Source organism: Brevibacterium luteolum, assembly GCF_025147615.1.
GTDB classification, from domain to species: domain Bacteria; phylum Actinomycetota; class Actinomycetes; order Actinomycetales; family Brevibacteriaceae; genus Brevibacterium; species Brevibacterium luteolum.
Genome location: NZ_JALXPM010000019.1, coordinates 1 through 24,992 on the forward strand (window position 1 = coordinate 1; position 24,992 = coordinate 24,992).

Genomic DNA, 24,992 nt, shown 5'->3' on the forward strand with positions numbered 1-24,992 from the left:
GTGTATCTAGCTGTATTGTGTTAGGCCTCGTATTCGATGCCAAGAGCGGTGAGGATTCGCTTCAAATCGTCTTGATTCGCAAACTCCACGCTGATTTTGCCTTTGCGCTTGCCCATGACGATGTTCACACGAGTATCGAACTTATCCCCCACACGGTCTGCGATCTGCGCCAGTTCCGGCGAAAGCTGCTTCGTTTCACGTGAAACGCGTGGCTTCTCGCCACGGTTCAGCAACACGACAGCTTCTTCAGTTGCCCGTACCGAGAGGCCTTCAGCCACAATGCGCTGAGCCAGAACTTCCATATTCGCCGGATCCTCGACTCCGAGGATCGCACGTGCGTGTCCCTGCGAGATGACTCCGGCGGCGACCCTCCTCTGGACCAGCGGCGGCAACCGCAACAGGCGCAGCGTATTCGAGATCTGCGGACGCGACCGACCGATCCGTTCAGACAGCTCCTCCTGAGTACACTGGAAGTCGCTCAGCAGCTGCTCATAGGCCGCGGCTTCTTCGAGTGGGTTGAGGTCAGAACGGTGCAGGTTCTCGAGAAGTGCGTCACGAAGCAGCTCGGTGTCTTCGACTGCTCTGATGATCGCCGGAATTGTTGTGGTTCCAGCAAGCTCTGACGCCCGGAAACGCCGTTCACCCATGATGAGCTCGTAGGAAGGCTTCTTTTCATCGACAAGGCGCACCACGACAGGCTGAAGCACACCGACTTCACGGATCGAATGCACCAGCTCATCAAGGGCGTCTTCATCAAATACCTGGCGCGGCTGCCGTGGGTTAGGGCTGATCTGCTCCAGGGGGATCAGACCGAAAGCTGTGCCGGGGACTTCCTGCAGGACCGTTTCACGTGAAACATCCGACGTGCCGAGGGTGACCGAATCCGTTCCGGACTCACTTGGAATGACCGTTGACTTCTTCGTCGGTGCCCCTTTCGAATCGGCCCGCTGGGTCTTCTTCGCAGCTGTGGGCGCAGAGTTCTTTACCGCGGGGGAGGAGCCCTTCTTCGCCGGCTTCGCAGAGGTCCGCTTCGCAGCCCGCGCCTTCCGCATGCCTTCAGCCGGATCCTTCGAACGCGGTGTTTCACGTGAAACATCGGTTTCTTGTTCGCCTTGCTGCCCGAAGAAAACGTCTACCGGACGCTCATCAGTCACAACATCCGGGATGAGGGCTCCCAGACCCCGACCCAATCCTCGTTTACGCTCAGCCATGATCTGTTACTCCTCGATGTGCAATTTCTTCGGCTGCTTCCCGATAGGACAGAGCGCCGGACGATGAAGGTTCATAGGTAATGACAGTTTGTCCGTAACTCGGAGCCTCGGAGATTCGGACAGATCGGGGGATAGTCACCTCAAGTACTTGGTTCGGGAAGTGCGCCCGTACATCATCAGCAACCTGACGGCTGAGATTGGTGCGCCCATCAAACATGGTGAGCAGAATCGTCGAGATCTCCAGAGCTGGATTCAGATGCTTCTGGATCAGCTGAATATTCTTCAACAGCTGGCTCAAACCCTCAAGAGCATAGTATTCGCACTGAATTGGAATGAGCACCTCATTTGCCGCAACAAACGCGTTGACCGTCAGCAAGCCCAACGATGGGGGACAGTCAATGATGACGTAGTCGACCCGATCTCCCGCATCTTCGCGCTCCTTAAGATACGCCCGAAGCGCTCGGGCGAGACGCTGCTCGCGCGCAACAAGAGAGACGAGTTCAATCTCGGCCCCGGCCAGATCGATGGTCGCCGGCACGCACGTGAGAGTTTCGATGTCGGAACATTGCGCCACGGCTTCCGAGACGGGCAGATCCTCGATCAGGACGTCGTAGATACTGTTGACCTCTGTCGAATGCTCAATGCCGAGAGCTGTACTCGCATTGCCCTGGGGATCAATGTCGATGACGAGAACCTTCAGGCCCTGAGCAGCGAGTGCTGCAGCGATATTCACCGCCGTGGTTGTCTTGCCCACCCCGCCCTTCTGGTTGGCGACGGTGAAGATCCGTGTCGAATCGGGGGGTGGAAATGTCGTCGCCGCGAGGCGCTCTGCGCGACGGTGGTCCCGCGCGATCTGAGCACCCAACGGAGTCGACTCATCCATGATGGGCATACAGAACTCCGTTCATCAACAAGAGCCGACTGGCTCGCAAACCGTCTCTAAGTCTACCCAAGCACAAGGACATCAGCAGACAAGAATCACGCGACTTCAGGCGTCAAAACGAACGACTCTAGGCGAAGCGCCGATCGTCCACCGGAGCAACTGGAATTCGATGTTTCACGTGAAACACGACTGCCCTTCGGCTCCACCCGCGGACCGAAGAGCACCACCTATTCGAACGCTATTAGAACGAGCGGTTCATCGGCGCCGCAGTTCAAGTACCGTAGTAGGCACCTCGAGCAACTCTGTCCCGAGGGTGTGAACCTTCGGCTGGGACAATCGATAGCGCTTGATGTGCTTAGCGGCCTTCTTGATCTCGGCTTCGTAGGACTGGCCCTTGATCGCGAGCAGACGGCCATCCGGGCCGAGGACTGGGGTGCACCATTCGATGAGCACCGGCAGTGATTTCACGGCACGTGCCGTAGCGACGGTGAAGATCTCCTCGTCAACGAGCTCTTCGACTCGGGAACGGACGATCCTGACGTTGTCGAGGTCCAAGTCGTCGACGACCATCTGCAGCCATTCCACGCGCCGCTCCATCGCCTCCACGAGCACGAAACGAGTGTTGGGTCGCGCGATAGCCAGGGCAATGCCGGGCAGGCCGGCGCCGGAGCCGATATCGCCGACCACGTCGCTGTCGTCGAGGAGTTCGGCCATGACGGCGCAGTTGAGGATATGGCGGCTCCACAGACGAGGGAGCTCGCGAGGACCGAGAAGACCCCACTCGACTCCGGTGGTCGCCAGGTGGCCGGCGAAGCGGCGTGCGAGCTCAATGCGATCACCGACGATCTCGGCAGCTGCCTGGGGTTCGGACTCGATGTTCTCGAGTTCCGGCGCTTCGCCGGCGGGGGAGTGGGTGCTGTCCATCAGCGTGCCAACTCAGGCTGTCTGGATGACCACACGACGACGATCGCCTTCGCCGGCGGATTCGGAGTACAGTCCGGCCTTGGCGACTTCGTCGTGCACGACCTTGCGTTCGAAGGAGTTCATCGGCTGGCACTCGAACGAGTCACCGGACTGCTTGACCTTCTCGATGCCCTTGCGAGCGATCTCGCGGACGTCTTCCTTCCGCTGGTCGCGGTAGCCGTCGATATCGAGCATCAGCCAGGAACGCTGTCCCGTCGCCGTCTGCACTGCTAAGCGGGTGAGCTCCTGCAGCGCCGAGAGCGTACGACCCTGCTTGCCGACGAGAGTCGACAGGTTGCTGTCGCCGTCGTCGCAGACGATGGCGACCTCTGCACGGCTGTCGGCGACATCGATGTCGATGTCCCCGTCGATATCGGCGATATCGAGCAGCTCTTCAAGGTAGTCGGCCGCGATCTCGCCCTCTTCTTCGAGCAGCTCCGCGCGGGTCGGCTTGGTCTCTTCGACCTGCCCGTCGGCGTTGTCGCCACCGTTGGCGTTGTCAACGGACTGGTCTGTGTCTGTCGTGCTGAGTTCGTCGGCGGTGTTGACCATCGAGTCTTCGGACATGCGTCGGCTCTACCTCTTCCTCTTCTTCTTCTGGCGTGCCTTGCCGACCGGCTGCTTGCGCTGGCCTGAGGCAGGCTGGGGGTTCTGGGGTTCCTCGCTGATCGGCTTTGAGCCCGGCAGCGGAGACTTGCCCTTGCGGGCGCGGCGCTCCATGAGCTCCTTTTCGGCGCGCGAGCCGGGAGCAGGCATGTTGCGGATGACGATGAACTGCTGAACCATCGTCCAGGAGTTCGACACGAGCCAGTAGATGAGCACACCGAGCGGGAAGTACACACCGCCGACGGCGAAGACCACGGGCATGATGTAGAGCAGCATCTTCTGCTGCTGCATGAACGGGTTGTTCATGGCAGCTTCCGACATGTTCTTGCTCATCATCTGCTTCTGGGTAATGAATTGGGTCGCGCCCATGATGATGATGAGGATCGCAGTGAGGATCTTGACTGAGATGTCACCGGTGAGGAAGGTCTCGGACAGCTGCACACCGAAGATGGTGGCGCGCTCGGCCTCCTGGGCCAGTGACTGCGTCAGACCGCCGATGGGGTCGGTCTCACCGCGGGCAACCATCGGCATGTTGAAGATGACGCGGTACAGCGAGAAGAAGATCGGCAGCTGTGCCAGCAGCGGCAGGCACGAAGCCCACGGATTGGTGCCGTGCTTCTTGAACAGGGCCATCTGCTCTTCGGCCATGGCCTGGCGGGAGAACTGATCCTTCTTGCCCTTGTACTTCGCCTGCAGGCGCTGCACATCCGGCTGCAGCAGCTGCATCTTGCGCTGCGACTTGATCTGGTAGACGAAGAGAGGAATGAGGACCGCCCGCACGACCATCGTCATGCATGCAATCGACAGCACCCAGGTCCACCCGCTGTCCGAGGGCATGCCGAGCATCTCGAAGATCTGGTGGAAGATTGTCAGAATCCAGGCTATGACCCACTTCAGTGGCCATAGAACACTGTCAATCCAGTTCATTCATTCTCTCCTCGACCGCGGCCGATGCACGGTCTGCTGGTTCTATATCTCGTATATTGTGCCACTATTGTGGCGCCGACCATCAATCGCCTGATCGGCTGCGGTGCCGTTCCCGGCCGGCCGCTGTTCCCTTATTCAGAAGCTCCGACTGCTGCTCCAGAACAGAGCCGGAGACGTAGTCGATTCCGCCGGGGGAGAAGGGGTTGCAGCGCAGCAGCCGCCAGATCGTCATGACTGTGCCGCGCACGGCTCCCTTGACCTCGAAGGCATCGAGTGCGTACTTCGAGCAGCTGGGGTAGTAGCGGCAGACCTGGCCGTACAGCGGCGAGATCGCCAGCCGGTACAGCCGCATGAACCACACGAACGGCATCCGCGGGGCGATGCGCAACCAATGCAGGGTCCTGGCGCCGGTTCCCGCCGGCGCCAGCGGCAGGGAGGAGCGGGTGTGCTCAGCTGAGTGCTTCATGCCGGCTGCGCCTTTTCTCCTCGCTGGTCAGTCCGAGCCTGTCCATGCCCTTGGTCAGGGCACGCTCGAGTGCGGCGAAGTCCGCGTCGGCCGCGGCCGGCAGCGCACGGATGACGAGCAGCGTGCCGTTCCCGAGGTGGTGAAGCCGCGGGCGCATGAGCTCCCGCAGCCGGCGTTTGACTCGGTTGCGGACCACAGCGTTGCCCACTGCCTTGGAAACGACGAAACCCACGCGTGGAGCGTGGGCGTCGTCGGAAGTCCGCAGGCAGTGGACGACCAGCTGACGGGATCCGGCTTTGGTGCCCGCACGGAAGACCGACCGAAACTCATCGGGCAGTCGCATACGGTTCACCGCAGGGAGCACAGGGTCCTCAGATCCCCGAACCCGTACCTGCGCATGCGCAGGAGTGAGGGTGCGGCAGGGTCGTCGACTGTGGCGCTCAGGCCGAGAGGGCCTTGCGTCCCTTGCGGCGGCGGGCAGCCAGAACGGCGCGGCCGGCGCGGGTGCGCATGCGCAGGCGGAAGCCGTGCTTCTTCGAGCGCTTGCGGTTGTTGGGCTGGAAGGTGTGCTTGCTCACAAGTGTCTCCGTCTATCTGTTGTTGCTTTCAGCCGCCGCAGGAATGCGGGCGGTTCGCACGCAGCTGGTCTCAGCTCTTGCGAGCGCAGCTGGTGGTGACGCTCCTGCGCCGAGTGGCCAAACGGGGAAGTTCGCTCAATCACAACTCAAGTGGGCCCGCAACACAGGACACTCAAGTCTACGAGCGCCTGCTGGGCAGGGTCAAACTCGGTTGCACCGGGGGATGAACGGGACATTCCGGCGTCACACCGCGGTCAACCTGAATCCACATAGTGCCATGAACAACCACGTCCACAACTCACAACGATGTATTTTCCACACGTTTCTCCACCGATGTGGATGATTCCGGCACCGTTGTCGTTTTTTTCCACCGTCTGTGGAAAACTATGTGGAAGTGATGTCCCCTTGTTATCCACAGCTGAGGAGGGAGTGTTCATGCCCGAGAACACGGACACCGAGCACCTGCTGACCACCTGGCACACGGTGCTGGCGAATCTGCTGAACGACCCGACGATCACAGCCCAGCAGAAGGGCTTCCTGCAGCTGGCAGTGCCCAAGGCAATGGTCGGGGACAATCTCGTGGTCCTCTCAGTCCGCGATGACCTCACCCGCTCCACCCTCGAGCGGAACCTCCGCGAGCCGCTGGCGGCCGAGTTCTCCTCCGTCCTCGGTCACGATGTCAGCTTCGCCATCGCGATCGAACCGGATCTCGATCCGCCGCTGGCCACCCGCGAGAGCCCCGGCGAAACCCCAGCTGAGACTTCCCCTGCCGAACCCACGGGGCCGGCCACCCCAACCGCTCCGACTGCCAACGCGCCCACCGCCTCGGGCACGGAGACTGCCGCTGCGACCAGCGATGAGATCGACGACGCAGCCATCGAACAGGTGCTCACACCTGCCCCGGAAGACCAGGCCGGGGGAGTAAGCCAGCTGAATGAGAAGTACACCTTCGACACCTTCGTCATCGGCTCGTCGAACCGCTTCGCCCACGCCGCTGCCTTCGCCGTGGCCGAATCGCCGGCCAAGGCCTACAACCCGCTGTTCATCTACGGCGATTCGGGACTGGGCAAAACCCACCTGCTGCATGCGATCGGGCACTACGCCGCGCAGCTCTACCCGAATATCCGGGTCAAATACGTCTCCAGCGAGGAGTTCGTCAACGACTTCATCAACACCATCGGCTCCTCGACGTCTGGTTCGCTGCGCCCGAAGTTCCAGCGCCGGTACCGCGAAGTCGACATCCTCATGATTGATGACATCCAGTTCCTGCAGGGCAAGGACGCCACCGTCGAGGAGTTCTTCCATACCTTCAACGCCCTGCACAACGAGCACAAGCAGGTCGTCATCACCTCCGACCAGCCGCCGAAGATGCTCAAGGGCTTTGAGGAGCGGCTGCGCTCGCGCTTCGAGTGGGGGCTGCTGACCGATGTGCAGCCGCCGGACCTCGAGACCCGGTTTGCGATTCTGCGCAACAAGTCGATCGCCGAGGGCCTGCAGGTGCCTGACAACGTTCTGGAGTACATCGCCTCGCGGGTGTCCTCGAACATCCGCGAACTCGAGGGCGCGCTCGTGCGGCTGACGGCTTTCGCCAATCTCAACGACCAGGAGATCGACATGTCCCTGGCTGAGACGGTGCTTAAGGACTACATCACCCATGAGGACACCCCGGAGATCACCGCGACCGACATCATGGGCCAGACCGCGGCGTATTTCGGGCTCACGCTCGAGGATCTGTGCGGCTCGAGCCGGTCACGGACGCTGACGACTGCCCGGCAGATCGCGATGTACCTGTGCCGTGAGCTCACTGATCTGTCGCTGCCGAAGATCGGCCAGGAGTTCGGCGGCCGTGACCACACGACAGTCATGCATGCCAACAAGAAGATCCGCACGCAGATGGCCGAGCGGCGCAATCTCTACACGCAGGTCACCGAACTGACAAACCGCATCAAACAGCAGCACCGTCTCTGAAACGACACAGAACACGATCTTCACAGCTGTGGAAAAGTCTGTGTGTAAGGGGGTTCACACCGGGGTGCGACCGGTGTACGATTCCGGGTCGTCGGTGGACGCGTGTGGAAGCACATCGGTGTGATTTACAGGGTGTGGAGCGCCGTGTGCAGTTTGTCAACAGCTCATCCACCGGGCTGAATCGGACCTCGACCGCCTGGATGCTCGATGACATCGATGTGATTACACAGGATCCACAGGTGCTACTGACACGACTGCCTATTCATCTATCGAGCTTCCGAAGCGCACCGCTCATTGCTCGGCGGGCTGTGGATGAGCGAACGACCGGACAGGGGAGTGGCATGCTGACTGCGGTGTGACATGGTGCTTCGCACTGCAGCAATGACAAAGCTCCTGGTCAAGCACGATTTCGGCCTCCATGCAATTGCCCACGCCGATAGCCCGGTGTAAAGTTTCAGTGCGCTGTCGTGTCCGCATCCAGGGCACGGCAGAAGCCCATTCACCACACCGGCCAGCACCCTCGATACCGCAGGAGAACCGTGAACACCGACGCAGCGCAGCCCGTGAAGTTCAAAGTCGATCGCGACGTCCTGGCCGAGGCTGTCACCTGGGCGACCAAGAGCCTCCCGCAGCGTCCCGCGGTTCCCGTCCTCACCGGTATCCTCATCACCGCCGATGCCAGCGGCTCGGTGCAGCTGGCCGTCTTCGACTACGAGGTCTCCTCACGTGCTGAGATCGCCGCTGAGGTCGAATCCGCCGGCACAGTTCTCGTCTCCGGCCGGCTGCTCGCCGAGATCGCCAAGGCGCTGCCGAACCAGCCGGTGATCCTCGAACAGCAGGACAACAAGGTGTCGCTGACCTGCGGTTCGTCCCGCTTCGCGCTCATGACGATGCCCGTCGAGGAGTACCCGGCCCTGCCGGAGATCCCCGAGACTTCGGGCATGGTCGCCGCCAGCGACTTCCAGCACGCTGTCTCCCAGGCCACCATCGCCACCTCCAAGGACGACACGCTGCCGATCCTCACCTCGGTCCGCGTCGAGATCGAAGGCGAGACGATCACCCTGCTGGCCACCGACCGCTACCGCCTGGCCGTGCGCGAATTCACCTGGAACCCGCGCCGACCGGACTTCTCGGCCACGGCCCTGGTCAGGGGCCGGACCCTCTCAGACGCCGCGAAGGCGATGGGCGGGGACGTCGAGATCGCCCTGGCCGAATCCGGTGGCAAGGAGATGCTGGCCTTCTCCGCCAACGGCAGGGTCACCACCTCTCTGCTCGTCGAGGGCGACTACCCGAAGGTCCGCTCGCTGTTCCCCAAGGACGTCGCCATCACCGCCGTGTGCGAGACCGCCACGCTGCGGGAGGCGGTGCGCCGCGTCAGCCTCGTCGCCGAGCGCAACACCCCGATCAAGTTCGAGTTCGCCGACGGTGCACTCACCCTGCGCGCCGGCGCCGGCGACGACGCCCAGGCCAGCGAATCGCTGCCGGTCGACATCAGCGGTGAGGACATCTCCACCGGCTTCAACCCGCACTTCATCGCCGAGGGCCTGGCCGCCATCGACAAGCCCTACGTCCGGTTCTCCATGACCGAGCCGAAGAAGCCGGTCGTCATCTCCGGCCAGGACGAAGCCGACAGCGAACTCGACACCTCTTACCGCTACCTGCTCATGCCGGTCATGCGGTTCTGATGTGGGTTTCGCGACTTCTTCTCCGCGACTTCCGCTCCTACCCGCAGCTCAGCCTTGATCTGCAGCCGGGTGTGACGACCTTCGTCGCACCCAACGGCTGGGGGAAGACGAATCTCGTCGAATCGATCGGCTACCTCGCAGCCCTGCGCTCCCACCGGGTGGCCGGCGATCAGCCGCTCGTGCGCACCGGTGCCGAGCAGGCGACGATCTCCGCTCTGGCCCACCGCGGGCCCCGCCAGGTCACCCTCGAGGTCACGATCCGGTCCAAGGGTGCCAACCTTGCCCGCATCAACCGCTCACCGGTGCGCGCCCGCGATGTCCTCGGCCTCGTCCGCGCCGTCGTCTTCGCCCCGGAGAACCTCGCCCTCGTCAAGGGCGACCCGGCCGAGCGCCGCCAGTACCTCGATGACCTGCTCATCGCCCGCCAGCCGCGCTTCGCCGGGGTCATCGCCGATCACCAGCGAGCATTACGCCAGCGCAACGCGCTGCTCAAGAGCCTGCGCTCCAACCGCGATCCCGGTCTCGAGGCCACCCTCGACATCTGGGATGAGGCATTCGCCGAGGCCAACGCGCAGCTCGTCCTCGGCCGCCGACAGCTGCTCGAAGAGCTGCGCGCACCGGTCACGGCCGCCTTCGCCCACATCGCCTCCGGTGCCGCCGAGGCCCGCCAGCAGGTCGACCTCGACTACACCTCACGTCTCGACTACCGCGGCATCGACGATGCCCTTGCCGCCGCCGAGGTGGTCGTCGCGGGGCTCGCCCAGCGCCGCCGCGTCGAGATCGAGCGCGGGCTCACCCTCGTCGGCGCTCAGCGCGATGACGTCGAGCTGCTCATCGGGGGAGTGCCGGCCAAGGGCTATGCCTCACACGGGGAATCATGGTCACTGGCCTTGGCGCTCCAGCTGGCCGGCTGGGAGCTGCTCAGCGGCGAGGACGGGTCACCGGACGATCAGCCGGTGCTCGTGCTCGATGACGTCTTCGCCGAACTCGACGCCGATCGCCGCCGCCGGCTCGCCGAGCGGATCGACGGCGCCGAACAGGTCCTCATCACCGCCGCCGTCGCCGGCGACATCCCGGACAATCTCAGCGGGCGCATCGTCGACCTGCCCGCACACGTCGCCGAGGCGGCAGGCGATGAGCAGTCCTGAGCACCTCGTGCCCGTCGCCAGCCTGGAGGCACTCGACCGGATCCGGCGGATGGCCGATTCCGAGTTCCGGCCGCTTCACCGCGGGCCGCGCCGCAGCCTGGCCGGAATGCGGCGCGCGGAGATCGCCTACACGTCTGCCCGGCCGGACTCGCGTGATCCGCAGCCGCTCGATGCCAGCCTCAAGGCGCTGGTGAAGACCCAGGGCTGGACGAACAACCTCGATGTGGGCGCGGTGCTCGGCCGCTGGGACGAGCTCGTCGGCAAGAACGTCGCCGCCCACTGCACCCCGGAGAAGTTCGACCCACCGGTGCTCGTCATCCGCGCCTCCTCGACGACGTGGGCGACCCAGCTGACGATCCTGCGCACACAACTGCTCGATCGGTTCGAACGCGAACTCGGCCGCCGCATCATCGACGACATCGAGATCATCGGACCGGTGCAGCGGTCGTGGAAACACGGCAGACGCTCAGTCAAAGGTCGGGGACCTCGCGACACCTACGGATAGACTCTGGATCGATATGCCTGCCACCATCCTCCTTGCCCAGACGCGCACCGGCGAGCTGCTCGAGCGCCTGAGCGCCCACACCCCGCCGGCCCACGGCACACTCATCTTCCTGCTCATCGGCGCGATCATCGCCGCCGTCCTCGTCATCCCGCGCGGCATGTGGCGGCTCACCGGCCTCATCGTCACCATCGTCCACGAACTCGGCCACGGATTCGCCGGCCTCATGCTCGGCCGCAGATCACTGGCAATCCGGATCTCACCTGACCAATCCGGACTCGCGCTCTCCCGCGGGACCGGCACCTCGGCGCCGTGGATGACCTTCTGGGGATATCCGGCACCGGCACTCATCGGCTCCCTGCTCATCTTCGCCGCCCTCTTCGGTTATCCGGCCCCAGCCCTGGCAGCAGCCGTCGTGCTGCTGATCGTCTCGCTCGTCTTCATGCGCGGGTTCCTCGCCGTGGCCGTCACCGCACTGACCGCCGTGATCGCCGGGTTGCTCGTGTTCTGGGCGCCGCCGGTCATCGCCTCCTATGCCGCGCTCGGCGCGGGGCTGTTCCTGCTGCTCGGGGCATGGAAGGCCTTCGGCAACCTGCTCGGTGCCCACGCCCGGGGTGATCGCGGCCAGTCCGATGCCGCGATCCTCGCCCGCGCCACCCGCGTGCCGGCAGGCGTATGGATCGTGCTCATGCTCCTGGCGATGGCCGGATTCACCGCCCTGAGCGCCTGGGGTGTGTGGCACCATCTCTCCAGGTCCTGAGCTGAGCCGGATTCGAGCGCGCGGGCCGAGTCCGCAGACCGCGTTGAGAGCCGCTGAGAGGCCCTGAGACGAGTCGGAGTACGTTTGCGGGCCTGAAAACATGGAAAAAGGCCGATTGCGGGCCGCGCAGGGCATGATCTTGCCGCGCGAGCAGGTAGAATGGGCAGGGTTGTTCAACTGTGACAAGGAGACACATGGCTACTGAGGAGAACCGGGAATACGATGCCGGTGATATCACCGTTCTCGAGGGACTCGAAGCGGTTCGCAAACGGCCCGGCATGTACATCGGCTCCACCTCCGAGCGCGGCCTGCATCACCTTGTCTACGAGATCGTCGACAACTCCGTCGACGAGGCGCTCGCCGGATACTGCGACCACATCGAGGTCGTGATCCGCGCTGACGGCTCCGTTCAGGTCACCGACAACGGCCGCGGCATCCCGGTGGCCATGCACCCGACCGAGGGCATCCCCACGCTGCAGGTCGTGCTGACGATCCTGCATGCCGGCGGCAAGTTCGGCGGCGGCGGGTACGCTGTCTCCGGCGGTCTGCACGGGGTGGGCTCCTCTGTCGTCAATGCCCTGTCCGAACGCCTCGACGCCGAGGTCCACCGCGACGGCCATGTGTGGCGGCAGGATTACCGCCGCGGCGTGCCCACCGGCGAGGTCACCAAGGGCGAGGAGACCGACAGGACCGGCACCATCATCACCTTCTGGCCGGATGCGGAGATCTTCGACACCACCGAATTCACCTTCGAGGTGCTGCGCTCGCGGTTCCAGCAGATGGCCTTCCTCAACAAGGGCCTGAAGATCTCGCTGACCGATGAGCGGTCTGAGGAGATCGACGATGACGACGTCCAGCTCGAAGCCGAGGACACTGCTGAGGTCAAACCGCGCAGCGTCACCTACCTGTACGCCAACGGGCTGCTCGACTACGTCGAGCACCTGACGGCGACGAAGAAGACCGAAACAGTTCACGACGACGTCATCGCCTTCGAAGCCGAGGACACCGAGCAGCAGATCGCGCTCGAGGTCGCCATGCAGTGGACGAGCTCCTATGCCGAATCCGTCCACACCTACGCCAACACCATCAACACGCATGAGGGCGGCACCCATGAGGAGGGCTTCCGCACCGCGCTGACCAGCCTCATCAACTCCTACGCTCGCGAGCAGAAGCTGCTGCGGGAGAAGGACGCCAACCTCACCGGCGACGATGTGCGCGAGGGACTCACCGCCGTCGTGTCCGTCAAGCTGGGCGAACCGCAGTTCGAAGGCCAGACGAAGACGAAGCTGGGCAACTCCGAAGCCAAGACCTTCGTCCAGCGCATCGTCCGCGATGAGCTCGGCCACTGGCTCGAATCGAACCCGGCACAGGCCAAGGAGGTCGTGCGCAAGGCGATCCAGGCCTCGCAGGCCCGGATGGCCGCTCGCAAGGCTCGTGAGGCCACCCGCCGCAAGGGCCTGCTCGAATCCTCCGGCATGCCCGGCAAGCTGCGCGACTGCCAGTCCAAGGACCCGGTCGTCTCCGAGATCTTCATCGTCGAGGGCGACTCCGCCGGCGGTTCCGCGCTGCAGGGCCGCGATGCCATCCACCAGGCGATCCTGCCGATCCGCGGCAAGATCCTCAACGTCGAGAAGGCCCGCCTCGACCGCGCCCTGGGCAACCAGGAGGTGCAGTCGCTCATCACCGCTTTCGGCACCGGCATCGGCGAGGAGTTCGACCTCGACAAGCTGCGCTACCACAAGATCGTGCTCATGGCTGATGCCGACGTCGACGGCCAGCACATCGCCACGCTGCTGCTGACTCTCATCTTCCGCTACATGCGCCCGCTGGTCGAACACGGCTACGTCTACCTGGCGACCCCGCCGCTGTACCGCATCAAGTGGTCGAACGCCGAACACGAATATGCCTACTCCGACCGGGAGCGCGACGCCCTGCTCACCGACGGGAAGGCCTCAGGCAAGCGGCTGCCGAAGGACCAGGCGATCCAGCGCTACAAGGGCCTGGGCGAGATGAACTACAGCGAACTGTGGGACACGACGATGAACCCCGACTACCGACTGCTCAAGCAGGTCACCCTCGATGACGCGATGAAAGCCGATGAGATCTTCGCGATCCTCATGGGCGAAGACGTCGAATCCCGCCGCCAGTTCATCCAGGAGAACGCCAAGGACGTCCGGTTCCTCGACATCTGATCCACCGGCCCGGCCAGCCGACCGCACCCCAGGCGCCCGCCGCCTCGGGAGCGGGGCAGCAGGCCGGATGCCACCGAAGAGTTTCTGCACACGACTGACGAATACAAGAGGTAAACAGCCCCGTGGCCGATGACACTGACAACACCCAGCCAGGCGACCAGCAGCCCGAGGACGGCCCCGTGATCTCCTCGGAGACCGGCACCCCCGTCGCCGCCCGCGTCGAGAAGGTCGACCTCAATCTGGAGATGCAGCGCTCCTACCTCGACTACGCGATGAGCGTCATCGTCGGGCGTGCGCTGCCGGATGTGCGCGACGGCCTCAAGCCCGTCCACCGCCGCGTGCTCTATGCGATGTATGACGGCGGCTACCGGCCGGACCGCTCCTTCAACAAGTGCTCGCGCGTCGTCGGCGACGTCATGGGCCACTACCACCCGCACGGCGACACGGCGATCTACGATGCGCTCGTACGCCTCGTGCAGCCGTGGGCGATGCGCTACCCGCTCATCGCCGGTCAGGGCAACTTCGGCTCCGCCGGCGACGATGGTGCCGCAGCCCCGCGATACACCGAGTGCCGGATGGCGCCGCTGGCCATGGAGATGGTCCGCGACATCGAAGAGGACACCGTCGACTTCCAGGACAACTACGACGGGCGCAACACCGAGCCGGTCTACCTGCCCGCCCGGTTCCCCAACCTGCTCGTCAACGGCTCGGCCGGCATCGCCGTGGGCATGGCGACGAACATCCCGCCGCACAATCTGCGGGAGGTCGCCAAGGCCGCCCAATGGCTGCTGGCCAACCCCGAGGCGGAGAAGGACGAAGCCCTGGAGGCGATCCTCGGCATCGTGCAGGGTCCCGACTTCCCCAACGGCGCGACGATCCTCGGGCGCAAGGGCATCGAGGACGCCTATCGCACCGGGCGCGGGTCGATCACCCAGCGCGCTGTCGTCGAGGTCGAGGAGATCCAGGGACGCACCTGCCTTGTCGTCACGGAGCTGCCCTACCTCGTCAATCCCGACTCGCTGGCCACCAAAATCGCCTCCTATGTCAAGGACGGCAAGGTCGCCGGAATCGCCGACCTGCGCGACGAGTCCTCCGGCCGTGTCGGCCAGCGGCTGGTCATCGTGCTCAAGCGTGACGCCGTGGCCAAGGTCGTGCTGAATAACCTGTACAAGCACACCTCGCTGCAGGAGAACTTCTCGGCCAATATGCTCGCCCTGGTCGACAATGTGCCGCGCACCCTGTCGATCGACTCGTTCCTGCGCCTGTGGGTCAAGCACCAGATCGACGTCATCGTCCGGCGCACCAAGTTCCGCCTCAAGAAGGCCGAGGAGCGCGCCCACATCCTGCGCGGCTACCTCAAGGCCCTCAACGCCCTCGACGAGGTCATCGCGCTGATCCGCCGCTCACCGTCGTCCGATGAGGCGCGCAGCGGATTGATGGAGCTGCTCGATGTCGACGAGATCCAGGCGAACGCGATCCTCGATCTGCAGCTGCGTCGTCTGGCCGCTCTCGAACGCCTCAAGATCGAAGAAGAGGCCAAGAAGATCGAGGAGCTCATCAAGGAATACCACCACATCCTCGACACCCCGGCCCGGCAGCGCGAGATCGTCTCCGAGGAGCTGCAGGACATCGTCGACCGCTACGGCGATGACCGCCGCACCCGAATCCTCGCCGGCTTCGACGGGGACGTCTCGATGGAGGACCTCATCCCCGAGGAGGAGGTCGTCGTCACGATCACCCGCGGCGGATACGCCAAGCGCACCCAGTCGGCGCTCTACCGTGCTCAGCATCGCGGCGGCAAGGGCATCACTGGTGCGCGGCTGCGCGGTGATGACGTCGTCGACCACTTCTTCGTCACCTCGACGCACAACTGGCTGCTGTTCTTCACCAACACCGGCCGGGTCTACCGTGCGAAGGCCTATGAGCTGCCCGAGGGATCCCGTGACGCCAAGGGCCAGCACGTGGCGAACCTGCTGGCGCTGCAACCGGATGAGACGATCGCCCAGGTGCTGTCGATCCGCGACTACGATGAGGCAGACTACCTCGCCCTGGCTACGAAGAGTGGCCTGGTGAAGAAGACCCGGCTGGTCGAATACGACTCCAACCGCACCGGCGGGGTCATCGCGATCAACCTGCGCGAGATCACCCCCGGTGTGCCCGATGAGCTCGTCTCCGCTCGCCTCGTCTCACCTGAGGACGATCTGCTGCTCGTCTCGCGGAAGGGAATGTCGATCCGGTTCAAGGCCAGCGATGAGTCGATCCGGCCGATCGGCCGTGCCACCTCGGGTGTCACCGGCATGAAGTTCAAGGACGACGACCAGCTGCTGACCATGGACGTCATGACCCCGGACAGCTACGTCTTCGTCGTCACCGAAGCCGGATTCGCCAAGCGCACCCCGATCGAGGAGTACCGCGTGCAGGGCCGCGGCGGCTTCGGCATCAAGGTCGCCAAGATCACCGAACAGCGCGGCGACCTGGTCGGCGGGCTCATCGTCTCCGACGGTGAGGAAGTGCTCGTCGTCATGGAGCGCGGTAAGGTGGTCCGGTCCTCGATCGACGAGGTTCCGGCCAAGGGACGCAATACTATGGGAGTAGTATTTGCGAAACCGGGAAAGAACGATCGCATCATCGCCGTCACCCGCGGCCCGGAGAAGGTCGTCGAGGACGAAGCCGAAACCCCGGTCGATGCTGAGGCCGAGGCAGCAGCCGAAGCCGCAGAGGTGGCGCGCGAGGATGAAGGACAAGCATGACTGACAGCGAACAGAAACCCGCCAAGGTGATCCGGGCCTCGTCCGGCTCGACCCGCCTGTCTGCCAGCGGCAAGGGCAAGAACTCCGAGACCGCCGCCTCGGGCACGGCGAAGACGACGACGAGCACCGCCGTCTCCGGCGGCAAGCGCCCCGGCAGCGGAGAGGGCAAGCCGCGCAGCGTCAAGGCCGGCACCACCCGGCTCAAGGCCGGCTCCGGGACCGAGGCGGGCAGCAATTCCAGCGGGACCGCCGCCTCGGCAGTGGGTTCGGGTCCGATCCAGACGACCGGATCAGGCCCCCGCAGCGCGGAATCCTCCGGTTCCGGGCCCTCGGGCACCGCGCGCATCGCCGGCGTCCCGGAGGAGCAGGCGGCCAAGGCCGACGGCTCCGTGCGCGCCTCGGCTGGACCGGTGCGGATGAGTGGGAAGACGAAGAAGAAGGGCCCGCGCACCGTGCGGCTCACCGTCGCCACCGTCGATCCGTGGTCGGTCATGAAGATGTCGTTCCTGCTGTCGCTGGCGATCGGCATCGCCACCGTCATCGCAGCCCTCGTTCTCTGGCTGGTGCTGCAGGCCACCGGTACGCTCAGCGGCATCCAGTCGACGCTGACCGAGCTGGCTGGCACCGAGGGTGCTGACAAGGTCATCGGCATGTTCAGCCTTGGGCGCGTGCTGTCCTTCGCCGTCATCCTCGCGCTGGTGAACATGGTGCTGATGACCGCGCTGTCGACGCTGTTCGCGTTCCTGTACAACATCGGTTCGACGCTCGTCGGCGGTTTCCACCTCAAGCTCACCGACGACTGATCGGCACCTCTTCTCAGCACGGGCCGGTGCGGCGCAGTGAGCGTCGTGCCGGCCTTTGCATTGCGGGGGAGAAGCCGATTTTGCACTGACCGGGGGCAGTGTGTATATTGGTTCCTCGGGTCATCCCACACGGGCCTATAGCTCAGGCGGTTAGAGCGCTTCGCTGATAACGAAGAGGTCAGAGGTTCAAGTCCTCTTAGGCCCACGCAATCATTCGAAACGGACATCGGGAGATGACGTGAAGAAGTGGTTGACGCTGACCGGCGTCCTCTCTGCTCTTGCAGGAGTGCTGGTGGTGTTCCGGGGCAACCGCCGCCGGCAGCACGAACAGTGGTCGTCCTACACTGACCAGGTGTAGAATGGAGCCACGCTTGGGGGTATGGCGCAATTGGTAGCGCATCTGCTTTGCAAGCAGAGGGTTAGGGGTTCGAGTCCCCTTACCTCCACCATTGTGAAGTCTCGGGACATCGTTCACTCGATGTCCCGAGATTTCTTTTTGTTCTGGGGCTGATGGCTCGCGTCATCGTTGGGTTAATGCTCAAACGAGCATTAAGCCGCGACGGGCATAGATCTCGACCTCCAACTCGGCGCAGCTCCTTCGCTTCAACATACACTGTTCTGTTAATGGCCCAGTCAAGTCATCGGCTGTGAAGTGGTGCGTGTCATCGACGCTACCGTGAAGCGCATCCCACAATCGGGATCGACGCGGGACTAGGGTAATGATTATGGGGTGGCAAAGGGAACGAGTGAATCCTTGAAGAAGTACCACCCGCCATTGATTGTTGACCCGAGCGACCGGAATCACGTCTAATTCCGGGACAACTACGTAGGGGGTTCTCTTGCCGCATCCCTTCCTGCATGAGCCTGCCGAGTGGAAAGGTTTCTGGTGGCTCCCTGAAGACTCAGAGCAAAAGTGCCCGGGCTTCCTCAAATACGATCCCCATAAGGGGATCCAACTGACGTTGATTGGCGGCTTCGACGAGACCATCTGGGAAGACGTCGCCCCTGCGGGTAGATCGCGCTCTGGGGAAACACGTAGTTTCCCTGTGATCCTTGGGTTGTCTGCGGGGGGTAAGGAGATCACCCTCTTCGACGCTTACCCCGCGCACAGCACGACAGTCGGTTTGGGCATCGGCTTGGGCCCTTCGGAGCAGACTATTCACGCTGCCGACGCTCTAGTCGGAACCCACGTATCCGATCCAAATCAGGAGGTTTTCAGCCGTCTCGTCTGCTCGATCGAGGACACGTTGGCCTGGAGCGGTTCCGATGCGATTACCGCACAGATACATTGGGATTCCCACCGGAAGGCTCTCTCCGGCGACGGGACGATCACGCTGAAGCCGGTAGATGACCTGACTGCCGAGTTCGCCGGTGTCAAGTACTCTCTGGCGCACTGGTTGACCCTTCCCGCCTATGACCACACTCGGATCGGGAGCCAGGGGCGAGTAAATGACAACCCGGTATTCTCTCTTAAGGTTGAAGAAGCCTCGTCCCTTACTTTGTTCATTAGGCAGATGTACGCTCTGGTTGACCTGCTCGCGCTGGCGACGGGACGCAATCCGGCACCTTTATGGATCATCCTTGAAGTACCTTCTGGTTACGATACATGCCCCTGCGCCGAGCGCATGCCGTGGAAGGATCCAGAGGTACTCCGTCGGTTGAGTATCCCTCACAAGCCAGAAACGTGCCCTAAGGTTCGCCCTCGACAGGTGCACCTCTATTCCCGAGGGCGGGGTATAGGGGATCCAGGTGCTGAGGCCGTGAGCTCACACAGCGTGGTCTTCACGCTCACCGACATTCCTTTCGATGAGGTGTTGCCTAGATGGTTCGAAGTGCGTAAGAAGTTTCAGGCACCGTGCAACATCTTGATCTCAGCTCGGTACTCTAAGGAGGCCTATGTCGAATCATCCACAATCACGGCTGTGGCTGCAGCGGAGGCTTTTCACATGGAGTTGAAAGAACCACCTCCCATTCCACCGGACGTCATGAAGGATCTTGTTACCCGAGCTGTCAAAGCCATGCCGGAGGATCGGAAGCAATGGATCAAGCAAGTGATTCCGAAGGGCCACTCGCTTCGGCAACGGCTAGAACGTCTTGCTGAACGGATGCCTGATTCGTGCTGTGACCGTCTGCTTCCCGATCCAAAACGGTGGGCCCAGGCGGCGAGTCGAGCACGAAATTCACTTAGCCACTCCGGCAAGTCCGAAGTCGATGTGATGGGTTTGTACGCAGTCATGCGCGTAACTCGTGCCGTTGTATTGGTTAACATCTTGCTGGAGTTGGGGCTGGCGGAAGACCGTATCCTGAATGCGCTGATCGAGAACCGCGAACTAAATGACGCTTGCTCCCTGTCACGTGAGCACTTCTCGGTCGTACAACCTGGTTAGACACCAAGTTTATCGAATCGTGCTCCACGTACTCTAAGCCGTGTTCACTAGCGAAACGCGATCAGGTTGAGTGCAGCTCCGGATGTCAGGTTTGACACGTAGCTTGAGAGCGTTATCGACCCGTACTGCGTGCGTATGAGCCCTCACTGATGGTTAACGGTCTGCACATAGGCTCTCGTCTGCGACCATCCGGGCCGGGCAGGAAGCTGTTGTGATTGCTAGCATTTTTGAGGTTGTCAATTCTGTTGTGTATGGGGTCGGGTTTACAGGTATGGGTTCATTCGGTCGGGGTAGGCCGCGGCGGGTTCGGTTGCGGCGCTTGATGCCAGTGCGTTTTGTCGTGTATCGCTAGGTGCGTGGCTATCCAGACAACCGCGCACTTTTCTGCGCAGTCCGATGCATCGTGTTCTGCACAAAGCTGTCGCGACGTATCCGGCATCCGGACAACAAGGAGAAGGTCTGCACGGCCCTCGTCCCATAGCCACCTCTGTTCGCCCAGGCCAAACCATCAGAAACGCCGCAGATACAACGATCGTCGTAGCACCAACGCGGGATTGTCGGGCAATCTCACCGTCTCTAACGTCGCGTGCATGGACACGAATACGTTCTCCCGCCGCTCACTGTTCGCATCCGGCGCAGCAGTCCTCGGATCCGCAGTACTGCTCAGTGCCGCACCCGGCCATGCTGCCGAAAACCGGCCCATCACCGAAGCCACCGGCTTCCGCACCTCCGACTCCGATGGTGGTGAGGCCTCGAATCCGGCCAACCGCCTCGGCTGCGCGCTCGGCCGTGGATTGGAGGGCTGAACCATGGCAGAACCTATCTGGATCGGCAGCCCGAACTTCAACCACGGCCGTGGAGGCTCCGGCATCGACCGCATCGTCATCCATTACATCGTCGGCACTCTCGCCGCCGCGGATGCCACCTTCAAGGACCCGGCCTCCCAGGTCAGCGCTCACTACGGCATCGGCGAAGGAGCCCTGCATCAATACGTGAACGAAGGCGACACCGCCTGGCATGCCGGCAGCTTCGCGATGAATCAGCGCAGCATCGGCGTCGAGCACTCCGCAGACCAGAACCGCGCCCCCGACGAGTTCACCTACAACACCTCGATCGCACTGTGCGCACGCATCTGCCGCGACTACGGACTCGACCCCCACGTCGCGCTCATCCCACACAGCGCCGTTGTCGCCACCTCGTGCCCGGGCACCGTCGACTTCGAGCGCATCAAGAACGCGGTCGCCGCCGCAGTCTGACGCGCCCCCGCGACCGCGGGCCCTGATCACCCTCGAATACCCCACCCATCACACCCGCATCCCCGCCCCAGCGCCCCCCCCCCCCCCCCCCCGGGTTCCGTCTCCGAGGCCCTCAGGCCTTCTGCACGGTGATGGTCCAGGAGGCCTCGCCGGTCCGGTCGAAGTGGGTCACCGGGTAGCCGTTGTCGGCTGCCCACTGCGGGATCGACTCGGTTGCCTGGGTGCAGTCGAAGTTGATGACGAGTTCGTCACCGGCCGGCAGGCCGTTCATCGCGTCCTTGGCCTCGACGAGCGGGAATGGGCAGACGAGTCCGTTGGTCTCAAGCACATGCTGCATGGTGGTCTCCTTTTCGGTATGCGGTGGCTGTCAGGTTCGATATGTGGTGGCTGTCAGGCGCTGACGCGGGCGGCCGGCGCCGAGGCGGTGGCGGGTTTGATGGTGAGCTTGGCTGCCAGCCCGGTGCCGAGCATCATGAAGATGAGCGAGACCCATCCCTGGTAGCTGAACTGGGCGGTTTCGACCATCGCGTTGCCGACAGTGCAGCCTCCGGCGATCGCAGCACCGACGCCCATGAGCACACCGCCGCCGATCGACTTGACCACGGTGGGTGCGTCGGGCACCCGCAACCGGAACTCGCCTGAGGCCTTGGCGGCGATGAACGAGCCGGTGAGGATGCCGAGGATGAGCATGACACCCCAGTCGATGAGGTCGACGTCACCGGTGGTGAGGTACTGCGCGAGGTTCGATGACGGGGTGGTGATGCCCAGACCTGCATTGCGGCCGGTGGCGGCTGAGAGCGGCCAGGCGATCGTGGCGATGATGCCGATGACCACAGCAGTGGCGAACGGGTTCCAGCGCTTCTCGGTCAGCAGGTGGGCCAGTCCGGACTTGCGCGGCGGCAGGGCAGCCAGCGGGGTCTTCGCTTTGCGCTGGTGGTGGACGACGAGTGCTGCGGCGATAGCTGCGAGCACAACGGCGAACACCCATGGGGAGAGGCCGAAGGTCGCCGGCAGGGACCCCTGCTCGAGGGTGATGCCGCGGATCCATTCGGTGAACCCGGCGGCCGGTCCTGCCTTCATGAACGCGGAGAAGAGAGCGTAGAAGATGAGGGCGAACCAGCTTCCGATGAGTCCTTCGCCGGAGCGGTAGTAGGTGCCGGTGGCGCAGCCGCCGGCGAGGATGATGGCGAACCCGAAGATGAAGCCGCCGACGATCGAGGCCAGCCACGGGAAGGGGTCGGTCTCCAGGGTGATGATGCCCAGCGTGTTGAGTGCCATGAGGCCGACGGCGTGGACGGCGATGAGCAGGATGAACGCGGAGAACCAGCGGGTGCTGCCGGCGATGAAGATGTCGCGGAAGGCTCCGGTGACGCAGAAGCGGCCACGCTGGAAGACGAAGCCCAGAACGAGGCCGACGAGAAGTCCAGTGATGATCATGGAAGTCCTTTGTGCAGAGCCGAGGCGCCGGCTGGCCTGGCATCACAGGCTGGCCGGATGTGTCCGGGCGGCGGTTCGGCAGTGGTGAGAGAGGATTCGCGTCGCAGGCACTGGATGGCGCCGCAGACAGCGCGCATCAGGCGTGCGACAGACAGCCGCAGGCGGCACAGGCAGCAGGGTTTCCTGCCCGATCAGGGCATAGGAATGCTCGTCATACCGGGGCGGCGTGGAGATATCAGGAGCAACAACCGCAGGTGCAGACGTACATCAGATCGATGACGCGGCGGGAGAACAGGTGCAGGCGGAACATCGCGCTGGCTCTCCCTTCATCCGAGAAAAGTGCGGACGTTCGCCGCACGCTGTGGTGCAGGTGATCCGCACCGTCTGCAAGGATCCGCTCGATGCGGACGATGACGACCATAGCAGAACCGATTGCCGAAGTGTCATGACTGTGTCACATATGACATCGGCACACCGGGATCTGCGCCGGCGCACAGTTGAGCAGCCCCGGCTGCGATGCGGGCGTGATGGCGGAACGGGGTCGGCTGCTATTGCATCCACATCAGTTGGACCGATCGGCAGCTGCTGCAGTCGCGCTGAAAGCCCTGGACATGGCTCGAGCATGAGGCCGACTCACGCGATCCAGACGCGTTCGGCGTCGGCTTCGATCAGGCCACTTGGATACGCTGGTCTCCCAGCACGTACTCGATAGCCAGGCCACCGCCGATTGCTTCAAGGTAGCTGCGGATCGTTCCAACCTTTGCGTTATCAAGGTCGCCACGCTCGATCTTGGAGACCTGGCGCTGCCCTACGCCGATGCGCTCCGCGAGCTGAGCCTGTGTTAGGCCAGCTTGCTCGCGCAGCTCGCGGAGCCGGTACACACGCACCTCGGCGAGCATCCGCTCCTTGTAAACGTCGACGCGCTCCCGGCCCACGGGATGCTCGGCGACAAAGTCCTTCAGTGAACGGACCGGATCAGCAGTAGCCGTCTCTACAGCCGTCACCGCCGCCTTTTCGAGCATCAAGCCGCACGTTGCGGGCCAAACGTGAGAAAGCAGAAACGCGCCCATGTCTTCTGGTGACATCCGCGCGTTTCCTGACAATCAGAGAGCCTCCTGCCGGAATCGAACCGGCGACCTTCTTATTACGAGTAAGACGCTCTGCCGACTGAGCTAAGGAGGCAACCTGGACAAGGATAGCGGCTCACTCAGTCGAGCGTCAAAAGGACATTCCGGCGCCTGCACCTGCCGGCGCGATACAGTGAAGCTGGCGGCGCGCAGCGCACACCGCTGCCCGGCAGCCCCGCCTGCCATCGCATACCGCCCACCGAGAGACGAAAGGACCTGGAGAGAACGTGGCCGTGGATATGGATCGCTTCCTGCGCGAGTTCGAGGAGCTCATCGAATGCGAGTCCCCGTCCGCGGATCCTGATGCGGTGGCCCGCAGCGCCCGTCTCGTCTCGAAGATCGGCGCCTCCCACCTCGGCAGCGCCGCCCGGCTCATCCGCATCGACAAGGCCACCCATGCACTCTGGCGCTTCGGCTCGGGCCCGCGCGAGGTGGTGCTCATCGGCCACCACGACACGGTGTGGCCGCTGGGCACGATCCGCCGGTTGCCGTTCTCCTTCATCGACGGGATCATCCGCGGCCCGGGTGCCGATGACATGAAGGGCGGAGATCTCATCATCTTCCACGCCCTCGGCCAGCTGCTGGCCCGCCGCGGCAGCCTCGACGGTGTCTCGGTGCTCATCACCGGTGATGAGGAGCTCGGTTCGATCACCTCGCGCTCACTCATCGAGGAGGAGGCGCGCGGGGCGAAGGCCGCGCTCGTCTTCGAATCCGGCGGCACCGACGGGGCAGTCAAGATCGCGCGCAAGGGTGTGGCGATCTATGAGCTCGAAGTGCGCGGCCGTGCCTCGCATGCCGGTGTCGAGCCGGAGAAGGGCATCAATGCCACCGCCGAGGTCTCAGCCCAGGTGCTCGATATCCTCACGATCGGCGATCGTTCAGCCGGCACCTCGGTGGTGCCGACCGTCATGAGCTCGGGCACGACGACGAACACGGTCCCGGCTGCCGCGAAGGTCGGCATCGACTCCCGTGCGGTGCAGATTGAGGAGCAGCGTCGCGTCGACGCCGCACTGCGCATGCTCAAGCCGAAGCACCCGGGTGCGAAGCTGCTGCTGCGCGGGGGCATCAACCGGCCGCCGTTCGAGACGAAGCACTCGATGAACCTCTACGCCCGCGCCCAGCGGATCGCCGGCAGGCTCGGGCACCCGCCGCTGCGGTCGATCGCTGTGGGCGGCGGTTCGGATGGGAACTTCACCGCCGGCATCGGTGTGCCGACCCTCGATGGGCTCGGCACGATCGGCGGCGGGTCGCATGCCGACAGCGAGCACGCGGTGGCGGCGTGGATTCCCAGGCGGGTCGAACTCGTCCGCGACCTCGTCGGCAGCCTGCTCGACGACTGAGCG

At 63.6% G+C, this 24,992-nt stretch carries 24 protein-coding genes and 3 tRNA genes; 14 read left to right on the forward strand and 13 right to left on the reverse strand.

Annotation, left to right across the window (positions count from 1 at the left end):
• Positions 1–20: 20 nt before the first annotated feature.
• The 8 genes from M3C25_RS06365 to rpmH form a co-directional block, all read right to left on the reverse strand.
• Positions 21–1,211, reverse strand: a complete 1,191-nt coding sequence (locus M3C25_RS06365) for a ParB/RepB/Spo0J family partition protein (RefSeq protein WP_259855385.1) — start codon at positions 1,209–1,211, stop codon at positions 21–23.
• Complete coding sequence (locus tag M3C25_RS06370) at positions 1,204–2,103, reverse strand: ParA family protein (protein ID WP_102162504.1); 900 nt, start codon at positions 2,101–2,103, stop codon at positions 1,204–1,206. The genes M3C25_RS06365 and M3C25_RS06370 overlap by 8 nt, the downstream gene beginning before the upstream one ends.
• Before the next feature lie 246 nt (positions 2,104–2,349).
• Positions 2,350–3,018, reverse strand: coding sequence for a 16S rRNA (guanine(527)-N(7))-methyltransferase RsmG (gene rsmG, locus M3C25_RS06375; RefSeq protein ID WP_259855386.1), 669 nt, complete (start codon positions 3,016–3,018; stop codon positions 2,350–2,352).
• Between the two features lie 12 nt (positions 3,019–3,030).
• Positions 3,031–3,624 (reverse strand): Jag family protein, encoded by a 594-nt coding sequence (locus M3C25_RS06380; RefSeq protein WP_259855387.1) that lies wholly within the window; start codon positions 3,622–3,624, stop codon positions 3,031–3,033.
• 9 nt (positions 3,625–3,633) lie between these two features.
• Positions 3,634–4,590: a membrane protein insertase YidC gene (yidC, locus tag M3C25_RS06385; RefSeq protein WP_102162507.1), complete on the reverse strand. Its 957-nt coding sequence runs from the start codon at positions 4,588–4,590 to the stop codon at positions 3,634–3,636.
• A gap of 82 nt (positions 4,591–4,672) precedes the next feature.
• Positions 4,673–5,056 carry a membrane protein insertion efficiency factor YidD gene (yidD, locus tag M3C25_RS06390; RefSeq protein ID WP_102162508.1) on the reverse strand — a complete coding sequence of 128 codons (384 nt, stop codon included), beginning with the start codon at positions 5,054–5,056 and terminating at the stop codon, positions 4,673–4,675.
• Complete coding sequence (rnpA, locus tag M3C25_RS06395; RefSeq protein WP_102162509.1) at positions 5,040–5,420, reverse strand: ribonuclease P protein component; 381 nt, start codon at positions 5,418–5,420, stop codon at positions 5,040–5,042. Before rnpA ends, yidD begins: the two co-directional genes overlap by 17 nt.
• Before the next feature lie 76 nt (positions 5,421–5,496).
• Entirely contained in the window at positions 5,497–5,634 is a 138-nt protein-coding gene (gene rpmH / locus M3C25_RS06400; RefSeq protein WP_102162510.1) for a 50S ribosomal protein L34, read from the reverse strand.
• Between the two features lie 435 nt (positions 5,635–6,069).
• Between rpmH and dnaA the strand changes: the two genes are divergently transcribed.
• From dnaA to M3C25_RS06465, 13 genes are all read left to right on the forward strand, one after another.
• Positions 6,070–7,602: a chromosomal replication initiator protein DnaA gene (gene dnaA, locus M3C25_RS06405; protein ID WP_102162546.1), complete on the forward strand. Its 1,533-nt coding sequence runs from the start codon at positions 6,070–6,072 to the stop codon at positions 7,600–7,602.
• A gap of 563 nt (positions 7,603–8,165) precedes the next feature.
• Positions 8,166–9,287 (forward strand): DNA polymerase III subunit beta, encoded by a 1,122-nt coding sequence (dnaN, locus tag M3C25_RS06410; protein ID WP_175294205.1) that lies wholly within the window; start codon positions 8,166–8,168, stop codon positions 9,285–9,287.
• Positions 9,287–10,435 carry a DNA replication/repair protein RecF gene (gene recF / locus M3C25_RS06415; protein WP_259855389.1) on the forward strand — a complete coding sequence of 383 codons (1,149 nt, stop codon included), beginning with the start codon at positions 9,287–9,289 and terminating at the stop codon, positions 10,433–10,435. Before dnaN ends, recF begins: the two co-directional genes overlap by 1 nt.
• Positions 10,422–10,940: a DciA family protein gene (locus M3C25_RS06420; RefSeq protein ID WP_259855390.1), complete on the forward strand. Its 519-nt coding sequence runs from the start codon at positions 10,422–10,424 to the stop codon at positions 10,938–10,940. The genes recF and M3C25_RS06420 overlap by 14 nt, the downstream gene beginning before the upstream one ends.
• A 13-nt stretch (positions 10,941–10,953) precedes the next feature.
• Positions 10,954–11,697 carry a M50 family metallopeptidase gene (locus M3C25_RS06425; protein ID WP_259855391.1) on the forward strand — a complete coding sequence of 248 codons (744 nt, stop codon included), beginning with the start codon at positions 10,954–10,956 and terminating at the stop codon, positions 11,695–11,697.
• Between the two features lie 194 nt (positions 11,698–11,891).
• Positions 11,892–13,889 carry a DNA topoisomerase (ATP-hydrolyzing) subunit B gene (gene gyrB, locus M3C25_RS06430; protein ID WP_259855392.1) on the forward strand — a complete coding sequence of 666 codons (1,998 nt, stop codon included), beginning with the start codon at positions 11,892–11,894 and terminating at the stop codon, positions 13,887–13,889.
• 182 nt (positions 13,890–14,071) lie between these two features.
• Positions 14,072–16,639 carry a DNA gyrase subunit A gene (gyrA, locus tag M3C25_RS06435; protein WP_259855413.1) on the forward strand — a complete coding sequence of 856 codons (2,568 nt, stop codon included), beginning with the start codon at positions 14,072–14,074 and terminating at the stop codon, positions 16,637–16,639.
• Entirely contained in the window at positions 16,636–17,442 is an 807-nt protein-coding gene (locus M3C25_RS06440) for a DUF3566 domain-containing protein (protein ID WP_102162516.1), read from the forward strand. The genes gyrA and M3C25_RS06440 overlap by 4 nt, the downstream gene beginning before the upstream one ends.
• Before the next feature lie 131 nt (positions 17,443–17,573).
• A tRNA-Ile gene (locus tag M3C25_RS06445) sits at positions 17,574–17,647 on the forward strand.
• A gap of 168 nt (positions 17,648–17,815) precedes the next feature.
• Positions 17,816–17,891, forward strand: a tRNA-Ala gene (locus M3C25_RS06450).
• Positions 17,892–18,281: 390 nt separating this feature from the next.
• Entirely contained in the window at positions 18,282–19,829 is a 1,548-nt protein-coding gene (locus tag M3C25_RS06455) for an ApeA N-terminal domain 1-containing protein (protein ID WP_259855393.1), read from the forward strand.
• 590 nt (positions 19,830–20,419) lie between these two features.
• Complete coding sequence (locus tag M3C25_RS06460) at positions 20,420–20,635, forward strand: hypothetical protein (RefSeq protein ID WP_259844381.1); 216 nt, start codon at positions 20,420–20,422, stop codon at positions 20,633–20,635.
• A 3-nt stretch (positions 20,636–20,638) separates the two neighbouring features.
• A complete protein-coding gene (locus M3C25_RS06465) occupies positions 20,639–21,085 on the forward strand; it encodes an N-acetylmuramoyl-L-alanine amidase (protein WP_259855394.1) in 447 nt (148 codons plus the stop codon).
• A gap of 112 nt (positions 21,086–21,197) precedes the next feature.
• Here the strand turns inward: M3C25_RS06465 and M3C25_RS06470 are convergent, their stop codons facing one another.
• The 5 genes from M3C25_RS06470 to M3C25_RS06490 form a co-directional block, all read right to left on the reverse strand.
• Positions 21,198–21,422 (reverse strand): sulfurtransferase TusA family protein, encoded by a 225-nt coding sequence (locus M3C25_RS06470; RefSeq protein ID WP_102161239.1) that lies wholly within the window; start codon positions 21,420–21,422, stop codon positions 21,198–21,200.
• A gap of 53 nt (positions 21,423–21,475) precedes the next feature.
• Positions 21,476–22,522 (reverse strand): YeeE/YedE family protein, encoded by a 1,047-nt coding sequence (locus M3C25_RS06475; RefSeq protein ID WP_259855395.1) that lies wholly within the window; start codon positions 22,520–22,522, stop codon positions 21,476–21,478.
• Between the two features lie 235 nt (positions 22,523–22,757).
• Positions 22,758–22,943: a hypothetical protein gene (locus tag M3C25_RS06480; protein ID WP_259855396.1), complete on the reverse strand. Its 186-nt coding sequence runs from the start codon at positions 22,941–22,943 to the stop codon at positions 22,758–22,760.
• A 247-nt stretch (positions 22,944–23,190) separates the two neighbouring features.
• Positions 23,191–23,607, reverse strand: coding sequence for a helix-turn-helix domain-containing protein (locus M3C25_RS06485; RefSeq protein ID WP_259855397.1), 417 nt, complete (start codon positions 23,605–23,607; stop codon positions 23,191–23,193).
• A gap of 24 nt (positions 23,608–23,631) precedes the next feature.
• Positions 23,632–23,704: transfer RNA gene (locus tag M3C25_RS06490), tRNA-Thr, on the reverse strand.
• Positions 23,705–23,888: 184 nt separating this feature from the next.
• Here M3C25_RS06490 and M3C25_RS06495 point away from each other — a divergent pair.
• Positions 23,889–24,989 carry a M20/M25/M40 family metallo-hydrolase gene (locus M3C25_RS06495; protein ID WP_102161235.1) on the forward strand — a complete coding sequence of 367 codons (1,101 nt, stop codon included), beginning with the start codon at positions 23,889–23,891 and terminating at the stop codon, positions 24,987–24,989.
• Positions 24,990–24,992: the final 3 nt, after the last annotated feature.

Bases quoted from the DNA above. Each gene is read 5' to 3' on its own strand.
- M3C25_RS06475 (WP_259855395.1), bottom strand. From the start codon at position 22,522: ATGATCATCACTGGACTTCTCGTCGGCCTCGTTCTGGGCTTCGTCTTC.
- gyrB (WP_259855392.1), top strand. From the start codon at position 11,892: ATGGCTACTGAGGAGAACCGGGAATACGATGCCGGTGATATCACCGTT.
- dnaA (WP_102162546.1), top strand. From the start codon at position 6,070: ATGCCCGAGAACACGGACACCGAGCACCTGCTGACCACCTGGCACACG.
- M3C25_RS06380 (WP_259855387.1), bottom strand. From the start codon at position 3,624: ATGTCCGAAGACTCGATGGTCAACACCGCCGACGAACTCAGCACGACA.
- M3C25_RS06470 (WP_102161239.1), bottom strand. From the start codon at position 21,422: ATGCAGCATGTGCTTGAGACCAACGGACTCGTCTGCCCATTCCCGCTC.
- M3C25_RS06485 (WP_259855397.1), bottom strand. From the start codon at position 23,607: ATGTCACCAGAAGACATGGGCGCGTTTCTGCTTTCTCACGTTTGGCCC.
- M3C25_RS06465 (WP_259855394.1), top strand. From the start codon at position 20,639: ATGGCAGAACCTATCTGGATCGGCAGCCCGAACTTCAACCACGGCCGT.
- yidD (WP_102162508.1), bottom strand. From the start codon at position 5,056: ATGAAGCACTCAGCTGAGCACACCCGCTCCTCCCTGCCGCTGGCGCCG.
- rsmG (WP_259855386.1), bottom strand. From the start codon at position 3,018: ATGGACAGCACCCACTCCCCCGCCGGCGAAGCGCCGGAACTCGAGAAC.
- M3C25_RS06495 (WP_102161235.1), top strand. From the start codon at position 23,889: ATGGATCGCTTCCTGCGCGAGTTCGAGGAGCTCATCGAATGCGAGTCC.
- yidC (WP_102162507.1), bottom strand. From the start codon at position 4,590: ATGAACTGGATTGACAGTGTTCTATGGCCACTGAAGTGGGTCATAGCC.
- M3C25_RS06425 (WP_259855391.1), top strand. From the start codon at position 10,954: ATGCCTGCCACCATCCTCCTTGCCCAGACGCGCACCGGCGAGCTGCTC.
- M3C25_RS06440 (WP_102162516.1), top strand. From the start codon at position 16,636: ATGACTGACAGCGAACAGAAACCCGCCAAGGTGATCCGGGCCTCGTCC.
- M3C25_RS06420 (WP_259855390.1), top strand. From the start codon at position 10,422: ATGAGCAGTCCTGAGCACCTCGTGCCCGTCGCCAGCCTGGAGGCACTC.
- M3C25_RS06365 (WP_259855385.1), bottom strand. From the start codon at position 1,211: ATGGCTGAGCGTAAACGAGGATTGGGTCGGGGTCTGGGAGCCCTCATC.
- M3C25_RS06460 (WP_259844381.1), top strand. From the start codon at position 20,420: ATGGACACGAATACGTTCTCCCGCCGCTCACTGTTCGCATCCGGCGCA.
- recF (WP_259855389.1), top strand. From the start codon at position 9,287: ATGTGGGTTTCGCGACTTCTTCTCCGCGACTTCCGCTCCTACCCGCAG.
- M3C25_RS06370 (WP_102162504.1), bottom strand. From the start codon at position 2,103: ATGCCCATCATGGATGAGTCGACTCCGTTGGGTGCTCAGATCGCGCGG.
- M3C25_RS06480 (WP_259855396.1), bottom strand. From the start codon at position 22,943: ATGGTCGTCATCGTCCGCATCGAGCGGATCCTTGCAGACGGTGCGGAT.